The sequence below is a fragment of the Photobacterium sanctipauli genome, assembly GCF_003026495.1.
GTDB lineage: Bacteria > Pseudomonadota > Gammaproteobacteria > Enterobacterales > Vibrionaceae > Photobacterium > Photobacterium sanctipauli.
In genome coordinates this window covers 319,653-339,686 of the sequence record NZ_PYMA01000001.1, presented here as the reverse complement: position 1 = coordinate 339,686, position 20,034 = coordinate 319,653, and the positions used below count along the sequence as shown (strand labels likewise).

The following is a 20,034-nucleotide window of genomic DNA, read 5'->3' as shown; positions in this document are numbered from 1 at the left end:
TTAAACTTGTTAATTGTTTAATCTACATGACAGGTGACGGCTAATTAACCCTAAGTGGTTAATTGAGAATTCATGCTTCCTTATTTAAATCAATAGTTAATTGCTACTTTTATCAGTATAACTGCGTGATATGTAAAGTAACCTGCCTAAAAATGCTGACAGTTAGGGCACCGCTAGTGTTTTTATTAACTAATACAAAAGTTTAATGCGCCCCAAAAAATTTGTTCTTTGTCTAGCCTTATATACAAGGTGTTTAATAAGGACTGTCTGATGCGTTGTGTAATAGCCATAATAATATTAATGGCACTGAGTTGGCCTACATTAGCTAAGAAGCCACAGCCAACCACATTATCGATTGGGGTTATCAGCAACCATCCCTCGAAGCATATCAAGAAAACCAAGCCTATTGCGGCTTATTTACAGCAAAATCTTGAACACTTTGGCTATAAAAACTATGAGGTAATAGTCAAAAGAAATGTCAATGAAATGGTGGAAGCGGTTAATCAAGGGAAGGTGGATATTATTTCGGAAACCTTGTACGGATCGAGTATTTTATACCATAAAACAGAGATGGAGCCTGCACTTGTTCGGTGGAAGAAACGTGTAGCTCGTTATAATACTTACTTTATTACTCATAAAGACAACGAAATAAATACGATTAAAGATATAAAGGGAAAAACCCTGGTTTTTGAAGATCCAGGCTCGACGAGTGGTTACTACCTGCCAATGATGGCGCTTGAGCGAAATAGTCTATCAGTAAATCCGATGCCATCATTGGATTCTGACAGGTTAGAGGGAGTGGTGAACTCCGTATTTTCATCAGACTTCACTCGCAAGCACAATGAAGTGAATATTTCGACTTGGGTCTTTCATAAAAAGGTGGATGTTGGCGTTATCAGTAACGTTAACTGGAATGACAACGAAGATGTACCAGACCGAATCAAGGGGGATCTTAAAGTCATTCATAAAACACCAGAAGTTCCCCGAGCGTACTTGCTAATTCGCGCCAGTTTGCCTGAAGCACATAAAGCGGCTTTGCAGGCGGTATTACTGAGTGCCCATGAATCGGAACCAGGTTTGAAAGCGCTTAAGGCATATCAAAAAACCAGCCGTTTTAGCCAGTTGACTGAGACTGATATCAGTTGGCTCGATAGCATAGACCCATTGTAAGTTGTTGTGTGTTTAGAGGTATACGATGAGGATAGGATGGGCGACAAAAAATGTAATTCTAACTGCAACCATTATTACGTTGTCGATGGCGGCATTATTGATTGTCCATCTTAACCGATTAGCCAAGGATGCGGAGCTATCCGTTCAGGCAATACAGTTAACCATTGATGATAGTTATAGAGATATCGTGCAAAACAACGGTGAGTTACTTTCGGGCTATTTGGAGAAAGAGTTAACAGACTCAATTTATCTGCTTGATTACGAACATATCAATTTAGTCGTCGAACATCTTCGATCTTCAGACATCATTGATGAAGCGATTATTTTTGATAGAAACGGGGTCATTATTCATGATGGCACCGATGAAAATATCAACATGGGTCGAAGTTTTGCCAATGCGGTTGTGGTTGAACGTGCGCTGCACGGTCAGACTTATCAGTATTTGGGAAAAAATGACTTTAATATTAGTTACCCGATACAAATTGATGGCAGTGTGATTGCGGGTATTTTTATGAGTATGCCGCTTAGCAATGTTAACCAGATTGCTGCCTCAGTGAACCATAAAATTGTCAACCAGCTAGAAGAGAGCAGAGCAACACATACTCGACAAAGCATTATCTATTTTATTGTTACTGTACTGTTTTCATCAATCTGTGTGTTCATACTTAGCCGGAAACTGATTTCCCCGATTTATCACCTCACTCGGCATATTGGGAGCATGAGGGAGGGGGAATATAAGCCATTAAAAATAAAAAAAGTGGATGATGAAGTCGGCTTAATGATAAATAAGTTCAATGGCTTATGTTACCAACTAAAACGACATGATCAGAAGCTAAGTGAAATAGCCTATTATGATGCCCTCACGTTTCTTCCTAACCGCAGGATGCTAAAAAAGACGGTAAATAGTAGCGCCAATGGCCAATATTATGTGCTTTTTATGGATTTAGATGGCTTCAAGTCAATCAATGATAATTATGGTCACCAGATTGGTGATGAGGTGCTAAAAGTTGTCGCCTCACGGATCCGAGCCTCACTTCGCTTATCTGATCGACTGCTATCTCCAACGGCAAAAAATATGGCTGCAAGGGTCGGCGGGGATGAGTTCGTTATCTATCTAGACGATAGCATGAGTGAATGCGATGTAGAGTCGGTCGCTAACCGCCTCATTGCTGCAATCAAACAGCCGATTGCTATTGAGGATAACGAGCTGTACGTGAATACCAGCATTGGCATTTTTCATGGCCTTGAAACCACAGAAATTGAGCAGTCCATTAAGAATGCGGATATCGCACTCTACGAGGCCAAGCGTCGTGGTAAAGGGCGCTTTATTCATTTTGACAATGAAATGGAGAAGGGGCTCCACGAACGCTATCGGCTTGAAAATAAGTTGCAAAGTAGCTTAAAAACGCTCACTGGCTATTACCTTGAGTTTCAGCCCCAGTTCAAATTGGCAGATTATGAAATGGCCGGCGTGGAGGTACTGCTGCGATGGCATGACGACGAGTTTGGTGAAATAGACTCGGCAGAGCTTGTGAAGATATGTGAAGAGCTGAATATCTTGAATGAGTTAACCCGCTGGCAAGTTTCGGAGTTGATAAAGTTTTACGATGGGGTACGTGATTATGTCAGCGACAGCTTTTATTTTTCAATCAATATGGGAACTAAGCAAGTCATTGAACACCCGAGGATAGATAGAACGCTACGTTACTTAAACACGCAGGCCATCAGGCCATCGCTATTTCGAGTGGAGATCCCCGAGGCCAGCTTTGTTCATGACGCCGATGATGTGAAAGCGGCTATTAATACGCTAAAGCAAAATGGTATCGATGTTTGGCTTGATAATGTTGGGGCCAGCCAAACCTCTTTGAAGCTGGTTTCAGAGTTGAAACTAAGTGGCTTTAAGATAGACCGTTCCTTCTTCACCCAGCCCAGCCAAGAAAACGAGCTGATTGTGTCAGCCTTGATTTCTATTGCTAGCAAGTTGGGGATAGGCGTTATCGCTAACGGGGTCGAGTCAGAAGAAAGCGAAGCTTTCCTCAAAAGCGAAGGGTGCCTGGTTGCACAGGGGCATTATTTCGCGAAGCCGATGAGCAAATCTCACCTTGAACATTTACTGAAATGCTTTAGCGCCAAAGATCACCAAGCATGTTTGGAGGTAGAGAAGCACCGAACACAAAACGTTAAAAGTGCGATGTAAATTGCCGTTATTATTGCTGTGAAACCTCGGCCACTAAATAGTCAATGAGCAGTCGAATGCGGACAGGGAGAAATTGCCGCGAAGAGTAGTAAAGCCATACAGGGATAGCTTTCCCCCAATGCCCTTTTAAGATAGGAACAACTTGCCTAGTTTTGATTTCTTGTTCAAACATCCACTGACCCAAGCACCCGATGCCGGCACCGTTAATGACTGCGGCTCACCATAATGCTCCAAGTAGCTTGGGGCTGCATACACCCCTACACCCGTTGAGAATAACTGACGAGCGATCAGGCGAGAGTCTTCATTGATAGACGTTCCGATACCAATATCAAAACCGTGCTCGATCAAGTCAACACTGCGATCGTCAAAATGAAGATCGACGCTGATCTCAGGGTGGTTGCTCATAAACGTGATGATCAGTGGCAGGATGATGTCTTGCCCAATCGCACACTACAGGTTAATGACTACTTGTTCAATACTATAGTCAGTGGTAAGGGCACACACAAATATCCCGCAAGTATTGGAGTATCAAATGGCATTACCTCACCTTCATCAAATGATTGTCAACGGCGATAAAACGGCTTTTGCTCAGGCAATGACAGCTGGCGCCGATGTGAATCAGCTTGACCCAGTCATGGGCAATTCACCGTTGCATATTGCCGCCCAGCAAAGTGATATTGCTTTTGCTAAAGCCTTGATTGAATCGAGGGCGTTTATCAACCTTCAAACACCAAAGCATGGTGTAACCCCATTGATGGTGGCAGTTTGGCATCGCAAGCCCGCAATGGTTGAGTTTTTATTGCAGCAGGTAAATACCAATATCGAAATCGTATCAACTTTTGGTCTGAAAGCTGAGCAGCTAATCGACTTTGGTGCTGTTGATGATGACGCATTTGCCAACGAGCAAGGCCAATTAATGCATCAGCTGTTCGATCAATACAAGCAGGGCTTAGCTGAAAGGCAAGCCAAGTTAGCAGCGTATAACCTGATGTTGGACACAGAGTTGGCTGATGAAGAAAAAATCACACAGGTTAGGCAGCTGGCTAGCCTTGCAGAAATCAATACTACATCGCCAGTAACGAGCTCGGGCAATGATGAGCACACGGCGGTGATGGTAGCGGCGCGGGACGGACTTACGCAAAGCCTGCGCCAGTTGATGGCGTTAGGAGGCGATCAGACTATCCCTGACCATTACATGAAGGCAATACCATTGCACAAAGCGGCTTACAACGGCCATGCCGATGTCATTACCGTATTGGCAGATTACCCAGGGTTCCAAGAAACGTTGAATGCTCAGGGGCCTAACAATGGATATACCCCACTGCACGATGCTATTTGGCATGGTCATACAGAAGCTGCTGCCGTGTTGTTGAATGCAGGGGCACGTATTGACTTGAAAGGGTACGACGGCAAAACCCCGCTGGAATTGGCACATGAGTTTTACTACCAAGACATCATTGACTTGTTTGAGGATAAAGCATGATAGTGCGCTATTTGATTGAATTTTAATCAAAACAGGGCGGTGGCTAATTCTTAGGCTGTAACAAACTATGTAAGTGATCACCCACTTTTCAGTGAGTTAGCACTATCCATTAATATCTTTATGGATACTTGCTTTGGTCAGACCAGAAATTGACATTTATCGAACATTGTTTTTAATGGCGGAACATATCCTAGTTTGCAGAATAAACGAGGAGAAAAGCCATGAAACAATGGTTAAATCCAGCTAACTGGAAAAAGAAAGCATTGGTTAACGGTGTGGTTGCAACACTGGTTTTATCTTTTGGACTAGCAATCCCGACTGTGGCTGAAGCACATGGTCATAAGTACTACCATAAGCATAAAAAACATCATAAGCACAAACACAAACACCATAAGCATCACCACCATCACCACCATCATAAGAAGGTGGTGGTCGTGAAACATAAACCAAAGCACAAGCACTACCACCATAGTCGATTACCCGAAATCGCAACTTTTGCGATTGTGGCTGGGGCAACTTATGCCATTATCGATAACCACTTCTACAAACGTCGCGGTGATCGCTATGAATATGTTGAGCGACCAAGATAATCGGTTGTGCAAGACATATTATTGATAGCCAATAAGCAAAGCCCCACAGCATTGATGTTGTGGGGCTTTGTATTATGGGGTGCAACTGAATTGATTTTTGGAGCTAGCGTTTGCCTTTCAGGCGCTGACACCAAAAGTAGAGTATGGTGACTAGCACGAAAGTGGCTGTCATCAGCCAGACCATAGGGACAACCCCTGATCCAGGATACACCACCAAACTGGCGCAGGTAGAGAGTAGCGCCCCACCGCCTGTCATGATAGCGGCACCCAGACCGGATGCTGAGCCGACAAGTTCAGGTTTGACCGAAAGCATTCCCACCGTTGCATTGGGCAAGATCAAGCCATTGCCAAGCCCAACAAACGCCATTAAGCCAAAGAAAATAAGCGGGGTAGTCAGCCCTGCGTATTTCATCGCGAGGATGGCAATGAGGCCGACAAAGCACAGGGCAATGCCTGCCCCAATCATTTTTTGCATACCTAGGTGTTTCGAAAAACGGCCTGATAAGTAGTTACCGATGAGATACCCCAATGGGGTGAAGGCAAAGTACAGCCCGAAAACGGATGGTGTCATCTCAAACACCGCGGAGCCGATTAACGGACCGCCGGTGAGGAACAAGAAGAAAGTACCGTTGGCAAACATGGTGATCAGGCAATAGGCCCAGAATGACTGATTTTTTAGGATGCTAGGGTAGTTTTTGATTTGTTCAATTAAGGATGAGCGGCTTTGGGGGGCGGTTTCACCCATATCGACAAAAGTCAGAATGGTAATGGCAACACCGGAAATAAGCAGTAGTACGAAACTGGCCTGCCAGCCGAACCATTCACCAAGGAAGCCGCCAAGCGTTGGCCCGATCATTGGCACCATCGACATGCCCATCATGATATAGCCAATCATGCTGGCGGCATCACGCTCATCGGCAATGTCTCGCACCACGGCACGGGCGATCACCCCTGCACTAATGACGACGGCTTGGACTGTCCTGAAAAAGAGAAAAACATAGGCATTATCGGTAAGGAGGCATCCAAGGGTAGCAAGCGAGAATATGACACAAGACCACAACATCATGGTACGTCGGCCGTAGCGATCAGACAGCGGCCCAATGACGAACTGCACGACGGCATTCATGGCGATATAGCCTGAAATGGAAAGTTGCATGATGCCGTATTCAACGTTAAAGAACTCGGCCATTTGTGGCAATGAAGGCAGGAAGATACTGATCGACATTGCCGATAGGCCAGTTAACAGAACCAGCGTGGTAATGCTAGGTGGCGACAGGGGGGATGTCGACAGTGACGGATTGCTTGAACTCAACGTTGAAACCTTAACTGTGTTTTTATGCTTTATTACGCAGCATTTTACCCAGATAGCAATACCATTACCTAGGTAAAAGGCGACATTGTTAAGGTTAGAGTAAGAAAAAAACAGCCTACCGAAGTAGGCTGCTTGAGTGAAGGGTTGTCGAACTTCCGCTTATGATGCGGTTGCGTTTACTACTGGGGTTGCTTTGCGAGACTTCATCCAAACCACGATGGCGCCAAGTACAGCCAGTGGAATGATTGGGTCGATTAGCGTACCGCCTTTTCCGAAGAACAAGTTCAGCGTCATGATGATGCTTGCGCCAATCGCCCATGCGATAGTCGAAGTCATGCTCCAAATCTTAAGTTGGTCAGAAAGCTCAGTGATACCCAGCGTACGGCTGATGATGTGGAAGTATGAGTCGTTTAGGTGTGAGAAGCCGACTGGGCCAACAGCACAAGCTAGTGCGACAAATACAGGGTCAAGGCCCAGTGTTTCTACTAGTGGTAGCGTCATTGTCGCAGCAACCATCATTGACGCCGTCGCTGAGCCCTGGATTAGGCGAAGCATTGAAGCGATAGCAAGTGGTACTAGTAGTGGTGGGATACCACTGCTTGCAATGACTTCTGCGACCTGCGGGCCTGCACCAGAAGCTTTTAGTACGGCACCCATCGCACCACCACAACCTGTTACCACAAGGATTAGACCGGTTGTTGACAGCGCATCGTCCATTGAGCCGACCATTTCTTTGCGGTCGATTTGCGTAGTTAGGCCGTAAAGTGCCATAAGAACACCGATACCGACTGCAACGACAGGGTTACCCACTAGCTGGAGGAAAGTGTGGAAGAAGCTGTTACCTTCGCCAATCATTGTGTTTGCAAGGATAAGCGCGATTGGCACTAGGATTGGGCCGAATGACAGGAAGTTGCTTGGTAAATCTTCGTCTTTGGTTTCTTTAACGTTTTCTAGATTTGCCCAGTCCGCTTGGTTCGTGATCCAGTTGTCACCATTTGGTACTCGGTAGTACTGCTGGCCCACTTTGCGGATGTAGATTAGCGATAGCATCATCATAGGGATAGACACTGCCAAGCCCCAAAGCATGTAGACACCTAGGTCAACACCAAGAATACCCGATACCGCAACTGGTCCTGGCGTTGGCGGCACAAGTGCGTGGGTGATCAATAGGCCAAGCGCCAGTGTGACACCCAAGCCAACTGCAGACTTACCGGTGTTGCGTGAAATAGCGCGAACCAGCGAGTGCAGCAGTACATAAGCAGAGTCACAGAAAACAGGGATCGCCACTAATACGCCGGTAAAGCCAAGCGCGAGATCCTCACGTCCCTTACCGCAAATTTTGACAAAGGTTTTTGCCATTCTCACGGCTGCGCCCGATTTCTCGAAACAGGCACCCATGATGACACCGAAAGCGATGATTAGGCCGATACCGCCGAGTACACCACCGAAGCCTGATTTGATTGCATTTACCAACTCAGTTGGCGCCATACCTGCAAATAGGCCCATGATTAAACATGAAAGCACCATTGCCAGTGCGACAGGGATACGGGTCTTGATGATCATGACCATCATTGCGGTAATACCAACAATAATGCCTAGAATTGCTCCATCCATCTTTTCATTCCTTTTGTTGGCCTGCTGAGCAGGCTCTATGAGTTATTTAATTTCACGTCGTTTATACGATTTTTGAATTGGGCACTTGGAAGAACAAGTGCCACAAGCTGTTCTACGTTTTCGTTGCTAAAGCGCTAAAGGTAAGCCTTCACCCAACCCAGTCCGTCGACTGTGTTTGTTCTAGGGTTGTATTCACAACCAATCCAGCCGGTGTAACCAGACTCGTCCAGCACATTGAACAGGTGAGGGTAGTTCAGCTCACCTTCGCTTGGTTCATGGCGCTCAGGTACCGAGGCAATTTGAATGTGGCCGGTGTAGTCAGCCAAGTCGCGGATAAGCACCGATAAGTCGCCATCCATAATTTGCGCGTGGTAGAGATCTAGCTGCAGCTTCACATTCGGGCGATCAACCAGTTTGATTAGCTCAACCGCATCACGCTGGCGAGAAATAAAGTATCCCGGCACATCACGGTTGTTCAGCGGTTCAATCATCAACTCAATGCCGTGGGCAGAAAATACATCGGCAGCAAAACGGATGTTGTTGATGAAGGTGTCGACATGTTGTTGGTGGCTGTAATTGCTATCAACAATGCCCGACATCGCATGCACTTTTTTGCAGTCTAAGGTGAGCGCGTAGTTCAGTGCTGTATCGACACTGGAACGGAACTCACCCTCACGGCCAGGGATTGCGGCAAAGCCACGCTCGCCGGCATCCCAATTACCCGGAGGCATATTGAATAGCGCTTGCTCGAAGTCATATTTCTTTAGCTCGCCAGCCAGTACTTCTGCGTCATAGGCATACGGGAAAAGGTATTCCACGGCCTTGAAACCGGCTTGGTGAGCTTGCTCGAAGCGCTCTAGGAACGGCACTTCGGTAAATAGCATTGTGAGGTTTGCTGCGAACTTGGCCATTACTTGCCTCTCCCTTGTAGATCTGTGATTTCTTCATCGCTCAGGTATCGGATTGATTTGCCATCGAGCATCAGCGCAAGCTTTGCGGTTTCTTCCAGCTCCTCGGCATTGTCGATCGCATCAATGAGGTCGCTGCCTGTCACGACCGGACCGTGGTTGGCGAGCAGGAAGGCACGGTAGTCTGCAGCGCGTTTGGCAAGCTCTTCAGCGATGCGCGGGTCTCCCGGGCGTAGGTAAGGGATCACCGGCAACTTACCGATACGCATAACAAAATATGGCGTGAACGGTTTAATGGCATTGTCGGTATCCAGCCCTTCCAAACAGGACAACGCCGTTAGGTATGTGGAGTGCAAATGCACGATGGCATTGCATTCACTGTTGTTACGGTAAATTGCCAAGTGAAATGCGACTTCTTTCGAAGGGCGGTCACCTGAAATGTGGTTGCCATCAATATCAACGACCGATAAACGTTCTGCGTCCAGTCGGCCAAACGAAGAGCCTGTCGGTGTGGCGAGAAAGTGCCCGTTAGGCAGTTTGAGCGATAGGTTACCCGCGCCGCCGGTCGCGTAACCTCGCTCGAACATTGAACGGGCAAGCGTTACCATTTGCTCTCTAAGTTGTTGTTCAGTCATGGTAGAACCCTTGTGCCGTTTCGAAGAAGTTAACGTCACCAAAGTTGCCGGATTTCAGCGCCAGTGACAGCTTGTTGTCGACGGCTTTTACCCAAGGCACACCCGGTGCGATTTGAGGGCCAATGTGGAAACCTTTTACATCAAGGCTCTGGGTCACGACTCCGGAGGTTTCGCCGCCCGCAACGATGAAGTTCTGCACACCATTTTCTTTTAGCTGGTGGGCCAGTTGGCTGAAGAACTGTTCAACCGCATGGCTGGATGCTTGAGCGCCATATTGCGCTTGGATAGCCTTTAGTACTTCCGGCTCTGCTGTGGCATAAACCATGGGTGCAAGGTCAGCATCCAGGTTTTCAATTACCCACTGGAACACCGATTCACAGTAATCTTGCTGCTCAAGACACGCTTTTATATCCAACGCCAGGTGTGGCGCCTTTTGCGCATAAGTGGCCACTTGCTGATTGGTCATGACTGAGCATGAACCTGAAAGCACCACGGTTTTGGCTTGCTGCGGTTTACCCGCTTCTTTAGCCGATGACTGGTCGGTCAAATGTTCGGTCCAGTTTTTCGCAATCCCCGACGCTAAACCAGAACCGCCTGTAACCAGTTTGAGGGATTTAACAGCCTTACCGACTGTCTCAAGATGGGACTGGTTGAAGGCATCAACAACCGCATATTGCTTGCCTTCTTGGGCGATGGCGGCGAAGCGTTCTGTAACAGCCTGAGCACCAAGCTCTATTGACTGGTAGTTCACCAAGCCAGTTGTGCCTTTTGATTGCGCATCCATCAGGCGAACAAGGCTGGAGTCTGTCATCGGGGTAACCGGGTGGTTACGCATCCCCGAGTCAGAGAGTAATTCACCCATGACAAACAGGTGGCCGTTGAACACAGTGCGTCCGTTAACGGGTAATGCAGGGCAAACGATAGTGAAGTCTTCGTTTAGGGCTTCAAGCAGTGCATCGGTGACAGGCCCAATGTTGCCTTTGCTAGTACTGTCGAATGTCGAGCAGTATTTAAAGTAGAACTGCTGGCAACCTTGTTGTTGCAACCAATTAAGGGCTGCAACCGATGTATCAATCGCTTCTTCCACGGGGCAAGAGCGTGATTTTAGGCTGATGACGACGGCATCAGCGTCGATATCGAGGTTGGTCTCTGGGACACCATTTAGTTGAATGGTACGCATGCCGTTTTCAACCAGAAAGCCTGCAATGTCGGTTGCGCCGGTGAAATCGTCGGCAATAACTCCTAGTAGCATGATTATTGCTCCTTCTTAGGCAGTTCGATGCCATCGAAAATTTTAATGACGGCACTGTCGTCTTCTTGGCCAAAACCGGCATTGCTAGCACTGGTGAACATGTTCAGTGCTGTAGAGGCGAGCGGGAGTGGGAATTTCAGAACCTTGGCAGTATCAGAAACGAGGTTGAGATCCTTAACAAAGATGTCGACCATTGACGTTGGGGTATAGTCGCCATCGACTACGTGCTTCATGCGGTTTTCGAACATCCAAGAGTTGCCCGCGGCGTTGGTTACTACGTCGTACATCAAATCCAGAGGAATATTGGCACGAGCGGCAAGCGCCATGGCTTCAGCTCCCGCAGCAATGTGAACGCCCGCAAGCAGCTGATGGATAATTTTCACCGTGGCACCCATGCCGATTTCGGTGCCAATGTTGTAAACCTTACCTGCGGTTGCATCGAGTACCGGTTTTAGTTTGGCGAAGGCTTCTTGTGAGCCTGACGCCATGATAGTCATCTCACCGACATTGGCTTTCGCAGCCCCGCCAGAAACTGGTGCATCAAGCATAAGTAGTTGGTGTTCTTTAAGGCCGGCTTCAATACTTTTCGCGTCTTCTGCAGAGATAGTTGCAGAGACCATCACGGCAGTGCCTGGCTTTAGTTGTGCGGCTAGTTGATTATCAAAGAGTACTGCTTTAGCTTGACGGGCATTCACAACCAGTAGCAAGACTGCATCGAGTACGTTGGCGAAGTCAGCACAGTTATGTGATATGCCTTTTGCACCGGCTTGTTCAAGCTCTTTCAGTGCGTCGGTGCTTAGGTCGACACCATAAGTGTCAAGGCCTGCACGAATGCAAGATTTAGCAGCACCCATGCCCATAGAACCTAGACCAATTACGGCAACTGATTGTAATTGTTGACTTTCCATTTGCCTCTCCATGTTAACTTTTGTGAATTTGTGTTCTTGTTTGTGATTCTATGCTGCTTTTTTCGATTGTTCTAGGCGTGACTTCACACTTTTTAACATGGGGTGTGATAAATAATGTGAATTTTTGATGTGAAACTTGCCGTTTAAAGTGAATAACTCACCCTGACACAGACTAATAAGCTGAAAAATTGGAGAATAATCAAATTCTGCCTTATCAAATACTCACATATATTCACAGTTGGTGATTGGTGGTGTTAAGATGTGTGCAAGATAACTCGATATAGAAGAACCATTATGATTCCGGCAGAACGACAACGAACGATCCTGACTTTGTTGGGTAATCAGGAAGTCATTAGCATTAGTGAATTGACCCACCAACTTGATGTATCACATATGACTATTCGCCGTGATATCGCCAAGCTAGAGTCTGACGGACGAGTCATGTCGGTATCGGGTGGAGTACAGCTAACAGAAACGATTCACACCGAACTGTCACATGATGTGAAAATTAACCAGCATCGTAATGAAAAAGCAGAAATCGGTATGTATGCGGCACAACTTATTAAGCCGAATATGACGGTATACCTTGATGCAGGTACAACAACACTGGAGATCGCCCATCAGCTGAATCATCGTGATGATTTGTTGGTGATCACCAATGATTTTGCGATTGCTTGCTATTTGATGAACCATTCAGAATGCGATATTTACCATACCGGTGGCAAGGTTGATAAAAGTAACCAGTCTTGTGTCGGCCAGAAGGCTGCGCATTTGCTTCGGGAAATGAATATCGACTTGGCTTTTGTTTCGACATCATCATGGAATCAGCGGGGGATCTCGACACCAAGTGAAGATAAGGTCTTGGTGAAAAAGGCTATTATTACTTCAGCACAGCAGTGCTATTTGGTGAGCGATTCCTCTAAATATGGCAAGGTTGCTACCTTTCATGCGGTAGATATTGATAGCTTTGATAAGGTCATTACCGATAGCGATTTCCCGGCAAGCTGTATTGATGACTTGTCTGAACGCGGCATTGAAGTCGCAACCGTTTAGCAGCTAAAAAAGGAAATAATGCCACGCTTTACGGTGCGGCATTTTTCTAAATACAACCTAAGTCACTAACAATACTGAAGTATTGGCTATACTGATAGTATTCAACCACCTTCTTCACCCACTATCTTTTCAACAGTTCCTTAAACCTTCCAATCATTTTAACTATTTTGGTGCTTAGCACCTGTGTTTCGATTCTGAGGGGGATACCATGCTGGATTTTGCCAATAGTCGGGTTCTTAAAGCCAAGCAAGCCAAGGCAACAACGGCTTCGAATATCATCAAAGATGTGATTTTGGGGGATCTGGTCGAGCTGTACTCGCCAGCCGAAGTCGAGTTGCTGCAACAAGCGCAGCAACTGATAGAGGGGGGAAAGACCCGAGTTCAGTGTTTGAAGGAAAAGCGCCAACAGGAAGAAAGACAACGGGAAGCAGTAGAGAAGGGGCTTCATGAGAAAGCCTATACTCAGGCGATGGCCGCGCTCGATAACATGCCGCTGTCTGAGCTGTATATATTGAGTGTGTGCTTTTCATATTCGTCATCTTCTGCCATCGAGCTGGTTCAAGATTATGACCATCAACATTACCTCGCTTCTGTTCGCGGGTGGCTAGATACTGAGAGCCACGATGAAATCCATATAGAACAATCACCAGAAGAAGTTCGCGAAGAATGGCAACGGGGGATTGCTAAAGCGGCTGTTGAGGCCATCAGTTGGCCATGCTTGAAGTACCATCGTGATTACCAAGATCAGGTGGTTAGCTACATGGAACCTAAGGGGATCGCCGAAGACTTCCCCCATTCGATATATAACGACGTGATAGAAAACAACCAATCACGTTTATCTGAAGCGTGCTTAACGGTGCTCCAAGCCATTGCGGCTTACGAAAATAATGCAGCGGCTGTACGTGAGATTTTGGCAGGGTTTAGCCAATAAGTGCTAAACCTGTCAATCCGCTGTTTTCACTACTAAGTTGTTGCGGTTATCTCGACTTTGTCGGATTAACTCATCACCCATGATCACATCATCGGCTTTTGCCAAGCGGTCATAAAGCAGCACATTAACAGTTGCAGCAAGGTTCATGCACCCGACAGTCGGGACATAAACAACCGCGTCGGCTTGGTCGACAACTTCTTGGGCAATCGTGCCGTCTTCCGGGCCGAATACGTATAAGGCATTTTCCGGGTGTTTGAATGCAGGCAATGGCGTTGCACCTTCTGCCAGTTCAACACAAACAATTTTGGTTTCGGCAGGGAGATCATCAAGCAGCGACTGTACGTTTGTCAGCGGGATCTTATCTGTAATGCTTTGGGTGTCGGTGTGAAACTTGGCTGCGTAACCATAGCGACTCCCCGTATACCTGACAGAGTCGACGCGATAGCAACCCGCAGCACGCATGACAGCGCCAACATTTGTTGGGCTTTTAGGGTTGCTTAATCCAATACTGATTCGACTATTTTTCATTGATACTTTCCGCTGACCAGATACAAGGCGCGGTATATTAGCAGAGTGGCCGTCATTGGGGTAGTGAAGTGCAACAGACACAAATCATGAGAAAAATAACACTTATTTGTGTATGGTTTTTGTTCACAAAATCAGCAAAAGAACACAAATAATGGCAATTCGAGTCTAAACGGTAGCTAAGTCACTAAAACATAATGCTTTACTGTCTACACTGGATGTAACTGGTTGTTTATGGAGGGAGCCATATGACTATTCAATCGCTTAGCAGTGACAAACTGTACCGCGCCTCAGAACTAAATGGCTTGCCTGAAGATTGTAAGTCGACGAAAAACCTCACCCCGCTTGATGAGATTGTCGGGCAAGAACGTGCCCAAAAGGCGGTCGAGTTCGCCATGTCCATCAAGGAGAAGGGTTATAACATCTACGCGATTGGCCGTAATGGTTTGGGTAAACGCACCATGGTGTTGCGCTACCTCAATCGCCACGATCCTAACGGTAGTGGGCATATGCTATATGACTGGTGTTATGTAGCCAATTTTGAAGAAACACGTAGCCCGAAAGTCCTGAAGCTGCCTGCAGGCAGTGGGCAAAAGTTTAAAAAAGATATCGAAAAGCTAATGACACGTTTGGTAAAAGCCTTGCCGTTGGCCTTCGATAATGAGATGTACTACAGCCGCTCAGAAAAGCTGAAAAACCAGCTCACCCAGAAGCAAGAAAGCGCGCTCATTACCTTAACCACCGAAGCCAAAGAGCACAGTGTCAGCCTATCGGTCACCACAACCGGTGAGTATCAGCTGGTGGCACTAAATGGCGAAGAGCCACACACTGAGCAGACTTTCGCCGAGCTTTCCGAGGAAGAGCAGCAAGGGTTTGAAGATACCATTAACGATCTTGAGCGTAAGCTGCGGGGTATCGTCCGCCAGCTGACCGAGCTGGAAGAAGAATTCTCCGATAAAATCCAGAAGCTAAATGAAGAAGTGGCCCTTGATGTCGTGGCTCACTTTATCAAGAGCCTGAAAGCCGATTACAAAGGCCTACAAGAAGTGGTGGCTTACCTGAAAGCCATGCAGGAAGATATTCTTGATAACCTCGATATCTTCCTTGAAGAGAGTGAAGAGCAGGTGGCACTGGCTTACGCTGCACTGGATAAGAAGATGCCCCGTCGCTATCAAGTGAATGTGTTGGTCAGCCAACCGGATCATAAATTTCCTATTGTGGTGGAAGAAAGTCCAAACTATCACTCTATTTTTGGTTATGTCGAAAACGCGACCTATAAGGGCACGGTATTTACCGATTTTTCTTTGATTCGTCCGGGGAGTTTGCACCGTGCCAATGGTGGTGTGCTGCTGATGGATGCGGTGAAGGTGCTTGAACGCCCTTATGTTTGGGATGGCCTCAAGCGTGCTTTACGGGCCCGTAAGCTGAACGTTAGCTCGCTGGAAAAAGAAGTGACCTTGTCGGGCACCATCTCGCTCGATCCGGAAGATATTCCGCTTAATGTAAAAATCATCTTGTTTGGTGATTACCAAACCTATCAGCTGTTGCAGCACTACGACCCGGAATTCAGCGAGTTATTCCGTGTTACCGCTGATTTCGAAGATGAAATGAACCGCAGCGATGAGTCTGAGGCTCAGTATGCGCAGTTTATTTCCAGCATTGTTAACGATAACGGCATGTTGCACTGCGACCGCAAGGCGATAGCACGAATTATTGAATACAGCTCTCGACAGGCGGATGATCAGAATAAGTTATCGCTTCATTCGGCAGATATTGCCAACTTGCTGCGTGAAACTAACTATGTGGCGAAGTCTTCAAATGCAACCATGATCCGTGCTAACCACGTTGAACAAGCGCTGCAAAGCCAAGAGAAACGCGTGAGCCGCTTAAAAGATCATGTCATGCAAACCTTCACCAACGGCACCACCCTTATCGATACCGAAGGCGTGGTGGCTGGGCAGATCAATGGTCTATCGGTTATTTCGACGTCGGATTACCAGTTCGGCGCCCCTAACCGAATTACCGCAACAACCGCCTTTGGTGAGGGCGAGGTGTTTGATATCGAGCGCAATGTGAAGCTGGGTGGCCGTATCCACTCGAAAGGGGTGATGATCTTATCGGCATACTTGGCGTCTATTTTTGGTAAAACGAGCCGTATCCCGTTAACGACCCACCTGACTTTCGAGCAGTCTTACGGTGGCGTTGATGGCGACAGTGCCTCAATGGCTGAACTATGCGCCATTGTCTCTGCCTTTTCACATTTGCCATTGCGTCAGGATGTGGCCATCACAGGTTCGATGAACCAGTTTGGTGAAGCTCAGCCTATCGGCGGGGTAAACCAGAAAATCGAGGGCTTCTTTGATGTTTGTAGTATCAAGGGACGTCAGCCAACACAAGGTGTGATTATTCCGAAATCGAACGTTCATAACCTGATGCTTCGTAAAGACATTGTGGATGCAGTAGAGAAAGGCGAATTCCACATTTGGGCAATTGGCCATGTGACTGAGGCGATTGAAATTCTGACCGGTATCACTGCTGGTGAAGTCAGCCCTGATGGTATCTACCCAACCGAATCAGTATTTGGTAAAGCACAAGTGAAGCTGAACGCGCTGCGCCGGTAGCCAAGAGAATTACAGTGCTAGTTAACCTTATGAACAAAAGCTTTGGGTGCAAGCCCAAAGCTTTTTTAATAGCACCTTATCGACCATTAAATGCTAAAGAGGCATACTTGTTCTTAGATATAATGTTGCTGTGTATCCATAACGTAATAGCAATAGTCGATAAAATTAGGGTGGGGAAGCCGATCATAGGTGGAACATTGTATTGAATAAACATTAAACCGAGTATGACTACAATAATATGATGAAAAAGATAAACAGTATATGATGCATTTGATAAGTATAAAAAAGTGTTGGATTGTTTATTAAATGCTATATAGAACAGTTTAAAGCATAAAAAGACAAGCGCCCATTGCAGCAAATAACCAAAATAAGTACTTGTTATATTGTTTATGAGGCTGTCAGCTTCTCTTATAAATAAAATATTAATAGTTGTTATGGCAGTAACAGTGAATAAGTATGTTTGTGTTTTTGTTTTTATAATTACATCTATAATTTTCTTATTATAGCAGATGTAGATACCAAAAATAAAAAATGGAAGATATTTCAATAATGAGTATATTGAAGTTAACCCCATTATGTCATCATAAATGGGTATGCCTGTTTTATTTAATGATAAAATAATAATGTGTAAAAATGGCAATGTAAAGAAAATTAAAACTGGACTAATTGTAATGTTAATTGATTTTCGGGCAGGGAAAATGTGTCTAATGCTGTAGAAGAAGGCTGAAAAAATAAAATATGACGTCAGATTAACGAGAAACCATAGGTGTGATATGTATTCTCCATTTAATACATAATTTTTTATGTTTGTATCAAGCCAACCTGTTTTAAATAAAATGAATGCTTGGACGGAGTTAAGGATAATTGCAGTTGCAATAAAGGGTATTATTATTCTTTTTAGTCTGAATTTTAAAAATTTTGTGGCGCTGTATTTAGTCAGCGTTAAATAGCAAAAGAAACCAGCAACAACAAAAAATGCGGGCATTCGAAAAGAAGTAATTATATCTGCGGATAAACCTGCAAGGTAAAGTGTTTCTGGATTATAAATCAACCATCCTTGAATTGGGGAATATACGTTGGCTGAATGAATGACAACACCTAGCATCATGAGGATGGCTCTCATCGCATCCAGGTAATGGAAACGTTCTATATTGCTATGTCCTGGCATATGTCACTCACTCCCTGAGTAAATAAATCATAACCTTTATCTGTTAAATGTATACCATCACTAGTGTAGGATGTAGCCGTAAATTTATCCAAATTATTTTCTAAAACTCGAACATTATTTATATTGGAGAACGTAGCTTCAAGCTGTTGATTAAATTCAGTAAAATCATCATGGAATCTTTCTCTTGCAGGGGACAGCTTAATCTTGATTATACTGATATCATGACTATTTGATTGAATGAGTTGTTGAGTTAAACTCTTCATCCTTTCCAATGTCGTATCGACGGAATTCCCAAAGGCAATATCATTCTCACCAGCATATATAATTACATGATTTGTTTTAGTTAAAGCAGGAGAAAGGCTTAAATAATTTGTTAGGTTTGTTATCGTTGAATTACCCATTCCCCTGTTTAGCCATTTAACACATGATAGAGAGTCGGTGTTTTTAATTTTTTTAATCGATGAGCTACCAATGAGCAAATTCACGTTATTATTAGTATTTATTAAATCATCAATCAAATATTGCACTGTTTGTTTATTAATATCATTGGTTAAAAAATAGAAGCTTAAACTAAACAAGGCAATCAATGTGATAACAATTTTCATTGTACAGTCTCAAAATAAGTATAGTAATCATAAATATAGACTAACTTACTTAGTTTGAGCTTCGGTTAAACTAAAATGAGTGAATAGGCAATGTACTTGCCTATTCACATTGGGCACTATGATTTTTACTTAGCAAGGCCTCTTTTGCTACCAAAAATATTGATGAGCGTACCCGCGATAATCAATCCACCACCGATCAGGGTCCACACTGATGGTAGTTCGCTGAACAACACAGCACCCAAGATAATCGAGAATACCACCTGAATGTAGGAGTATGCCGTAGCCTTGCTTGCTGCTTCTGTTTGCATCGCTTTAGTAAGGCATACCTGCCCAATTTGGGTGAAGATACCCACTAAAATGAGCAATACGCCTTCGAACAGCGTTGGCATTTGGAAGTTATCACCCAGCAAAATAAGCGACAGCGGTAGGGCGATAAACGGGAAGTAGAATACAATGACTGAACTGTCTTCACTGCGGCTTAGACGTTTGACGATGGTATAGGCAACGGCACTAAAGAAAGCACCAAGGATCGCAACGCCAACGCTCAGTGTAGGAAGATCAACCGCAGTGCTGGTGATCATGTTTGGTTTCACCGTGATCACTAGGCCAATAATGCTTAGCACGATACAGGCTATGGTCGATAGATGAATGCGCTCCTTAAGAAATAGCAGAGCAAGTACCGCAGTGAAAACCGGATGCAGGTATTGCAAGATGGTTGCCTCGGCCAAAGGTAAGTTGGCAATAGCGTAGTAAACACAAATGAGACCGATAGTGCCGACGGTACCGCGAGCTATTAGTAGTGGTTTGTTGTTGCCCCATACCGGGATTTTCTTACGTTTAATATCAGCGTAACTGATCAATAGCGAGACCAGCGCCCTTGCTGCCACGATTTGGAAAATAGGCATACCGGAAGCACTGACCAGCTTCACGCAAGCTGCCATTAAGGCAAAGCCGAGAGCCGAAAGTAGCATGAACTTTAGACCAGCTGGCATTAGGTTGTTACCGCTGGGCAAGGATGGGTTCAGTTCTTTGGTCATCGTTCTAATCAAAACCTCTGTCGCG

General features: G+C 45.5%; 17 protein-coding genes and 1 pseudogene. 7 read left to right on the top strand and 11 right to left on the bottom strand.

Annotation, left to right across the window (positions count from 1 at the left end):
- The first annotated feature begins 270 nt into the window (after window positions 1–270).
- Together C9I98_RS01500 and C9I98_RS01495 are read left to right on the top strand one after the other, a co-directional pair.
- Window positions 271–1,170: a phosphate/phosphite/phosphonate ABC transporter substrate-binding protein gene (locus C9I98_RS01500; RefSeq protein WP_107271473.1), complete on the top strand. Its 900-nt coding sequence runs from the start codon at window positions 271–273 to the stop codon at window positions 1,168–1,170.
- Between the two features lie 25 nt (window positions 1,171–1,195).
- Window positions 1,196–3,367, top strand: a complete 2,172-nt coding sequence (locus C9I98_RS01495) for an EAL domain-containing protein (protein WP_107271472.1) — start codon at window positions 1,196–1,198, stop codon at window positions 3,365–3,367.
- Window positions 3,368–3,377: 10 nt separating this feature from the next.
- Here C9I98_RS01495 and C9I98_RS01485 read toward each other — a convergent pair.
- Window positions 3,378–3,772: pseudogene (locus C9I98_RS01485) on the bottom strand (LysR substrate-binding domain-containing protein).
- Window positions 3,773–3,899: 127 nt separating this feature from the next.
- On the opposite strand from C9I98_RS01485, the gene C9I98_RS01480 reads away from it, so the two are divergent.
- Complete coding sequence (locus tag C9I98_RS01480) at window positions 3,900–4,850, top strand: ankyrin repeat domain-containing protein (RefSeq protein WP_036821304.1); 951 nt, start codon at window positions 3,900–3,902, stop codon at window positions 4,848–4,850.
- A 221-nt stretch (window positions 4,851–5,071) separates the two neighbouring features.
- Window positions 5,072–5,440 carry a hypothetical protein gene (locus C9I98_RS01475; RefSeq protein WP_211318293.1) on the top strand — a complete coding sequence of 123 codons (369 nt, stop codon included), beginning with the start codon at window positions 5,072–5,074 and terminating at the stop codon, window positions 5,438–5,440.
- 103 nt (window positions 5,441–5,543) lie between these two features.
- Here the strand turns inward: C9I98_RS01475 and C9I98_RS01470 are convergent, their stop codons facing one another.
- The 6 genes from C9I98_RS01470 to ltnD all read right to left on the bottom strand — a co-directional run bounded on the left by C9I98_RS01470 (window position 5,544) and on the right by ltnD (window position 12,069).
- Entirely contained in the window at window positions 5,544–6,752 is a 1,209-nt protein-coding gene (locus C9I98_RS01470) for a multidrug effflux MFS transporter (RefSeq protein ID WP_081878923.1), read from the bottom strand.
- A gap of 159 nt (window positions 6,753–6,911) precedes the next feature.
- Window positions 6,912–8,366 carry a GntP family permease gene (locus C9I98_RS01465; protein WP_036821301.1) on the bottom strand — a complete coding sequence of 485 codons (1,455 nt, stop codon included), beginning with the start codon at window positions 8,364–8,366 and terminating at the stop codon, window positions 6,912–6,914.
- Between the two features lie 134 nt (window positions 8,367–8,500).
- Window positions 8,501–9,277, bottom strand: a complete 777-nt coding sequence (gene otnI / locus C9I98_RS01460; protein WP_107271471.1) for a 2-oxo-tetronate isomerase — start codon at window positions 9,275–9,277, stop codon at window positions 8,501–8,503.
- Complete coding sequence (gene otnC / locus C9I98_RS01455; RefSeq protein WP_036816502.1) at window positions 9,277–9,909, bottom strand: 3-oxo-tetronate 4-phosphate decarboxylase; 633 nt, start codon at window positions 9,907–9,909, stop codon at window positions 9,277–9,279. Before otnC ends, otnI begins: the two co-directional genes overlap by 1 nt.
- Window positions 9,902–11,161 (bottom strand): 3-oxo-tetronate kinase, encoded by a 1,260-nt coding sequence (gene otnK / locus C9I98_RS01450; protein WP_036816504.1) that lies wholly within the window; start codon window positions 11,159–11,161, stop codon window positions 9,902–9,904. Before otnK ends, otnC begins: the two co-directional genes overlap by 8 nt.
- Window positions 11,162–11,163: 2 nt before the next feature.
- Window positions 11,164–12,069, bottom strand: coding sequence for an L-threonate dehydrogenase (gene ltnD / locus C9I98_RS01445; RefSeq protein ID WP_081878815.1), 906 nt, complete (start codon window positions 12,067–12,069; stop codon window positions 11,164–11,166).
- Window positions 12,070–12,363: 294 nt separating this feature from the next.
- Here ltnD and C9I98_RS01440 point away from each other — a divergent pair, with 294 nt between their 5' ends.
- Together C9I98_RS01440 and C9I98_RS01435 are read left to right on the top strand one after the other, a co-directional pair.
- Window positions 12,364–13,122 carry a DeoR/GlpR family DNA-binding transcription regulator gene (locus C9I98_RS01440; protein ID WP_036816509.1) on the top strand — a complete coding sequence of 253 codons (759 nt, stop codon included), beginning with the start codon at window positions 12,364–12,366 and terminating at the stop codon, window positions 13,120–13,122.
- Between the two features lie 208 nt (window positions 13,123–13,330).
- Window positions 13,331–14,053: a hypothetical protein gene (locus C9I98_RS01435; RefSeq protein ID WP_036816512.1), complete on the top strand. Its 723-nt coding sequence runs from the start codon at window positions 13,331–13,333 to the stop codon at window positions 14,051–14,053.
- Between the two features lie 12 nt (window positions 14,054–14,065).
- Here the strand turns inward: C9I98_RS01435 and C9I98_RS01430 are convergent, their stop codons facing one another.
- The gene (locus tag C9I98_RS01430) at window positions 14,066–14,581 is read right to left on the bottom strand and encodes an RNA methyltransferase (RefSeq protein ID WP_036816515.1); all 516 of its coding nucleotides are present in this window, start codon (window positions 14,579–14,581) and stop codon (window positions 14,066–14,068) included.
- 245 nt (window positions 14,582–14,826) lie between these two features.
- On the opposite strand from C9I98_RS01430, the gene C9I98_RS01425 reads away from it, so the two are divergent.
- Complete coding sequence (locus C9I98_RS01425) at window positions 14,827–17,199, top strand: Lon protease family protein (protein WP_036816518.1); 2,373 nt, start codon at window positions 14,827–14,829, stop codon at window positions 17,197–17,199.
- Between the two features lie 76 nt (window positions 17,200–17,275).
- Here C9I98_RS01425 and C9I98_RS01420 read toward each other — a convergent pair whose 3' ends face one another.
- From C9I98_RS01420 to C9I98_RS01410, 3 genes are all read right to left on the bottom strand, one after another.
- Entirely contained in the window at window positions 17,276–18,367 is a 1,092-nt protein-coding gene (locus tag C9I98_RS01420; RefSeq protein WP_107271470.1) for an acyltransferase family protein, read from the bottom strand.
- The gene (locus C9I98_RS01415) at window positions 18,346–18,972 is read right to left on the bottom strand and encodes an SGNH/GDSL hydrolase family protein (RefSeq protein WP_107271469.1); all 627 of its coding nucleotides are present in this window, start codon (window positions 18,970–18,972) and stop codon (window positions 18,346–18,348) included. The genes C9I98_RS01420 and C9I98_RS01415 overlap by 22 nt, the downstream gene beginning before the upstream one ends.
- Window positions 18,973–19,097: 125 nt before the next feature.
- Window positions 19,098–20,009: a DMT family transporter gene (locus C9I98_RS01410; protein WP_211318292.1), complete on the bottom strand. Its 912-nt coding sequence runs from the start codon at window positions 20,007–20,009 to the stop codon at window positions 19,098–19,100.
- Window positions 20,010–20,034 lie beyond the last annotated feature (25 nt).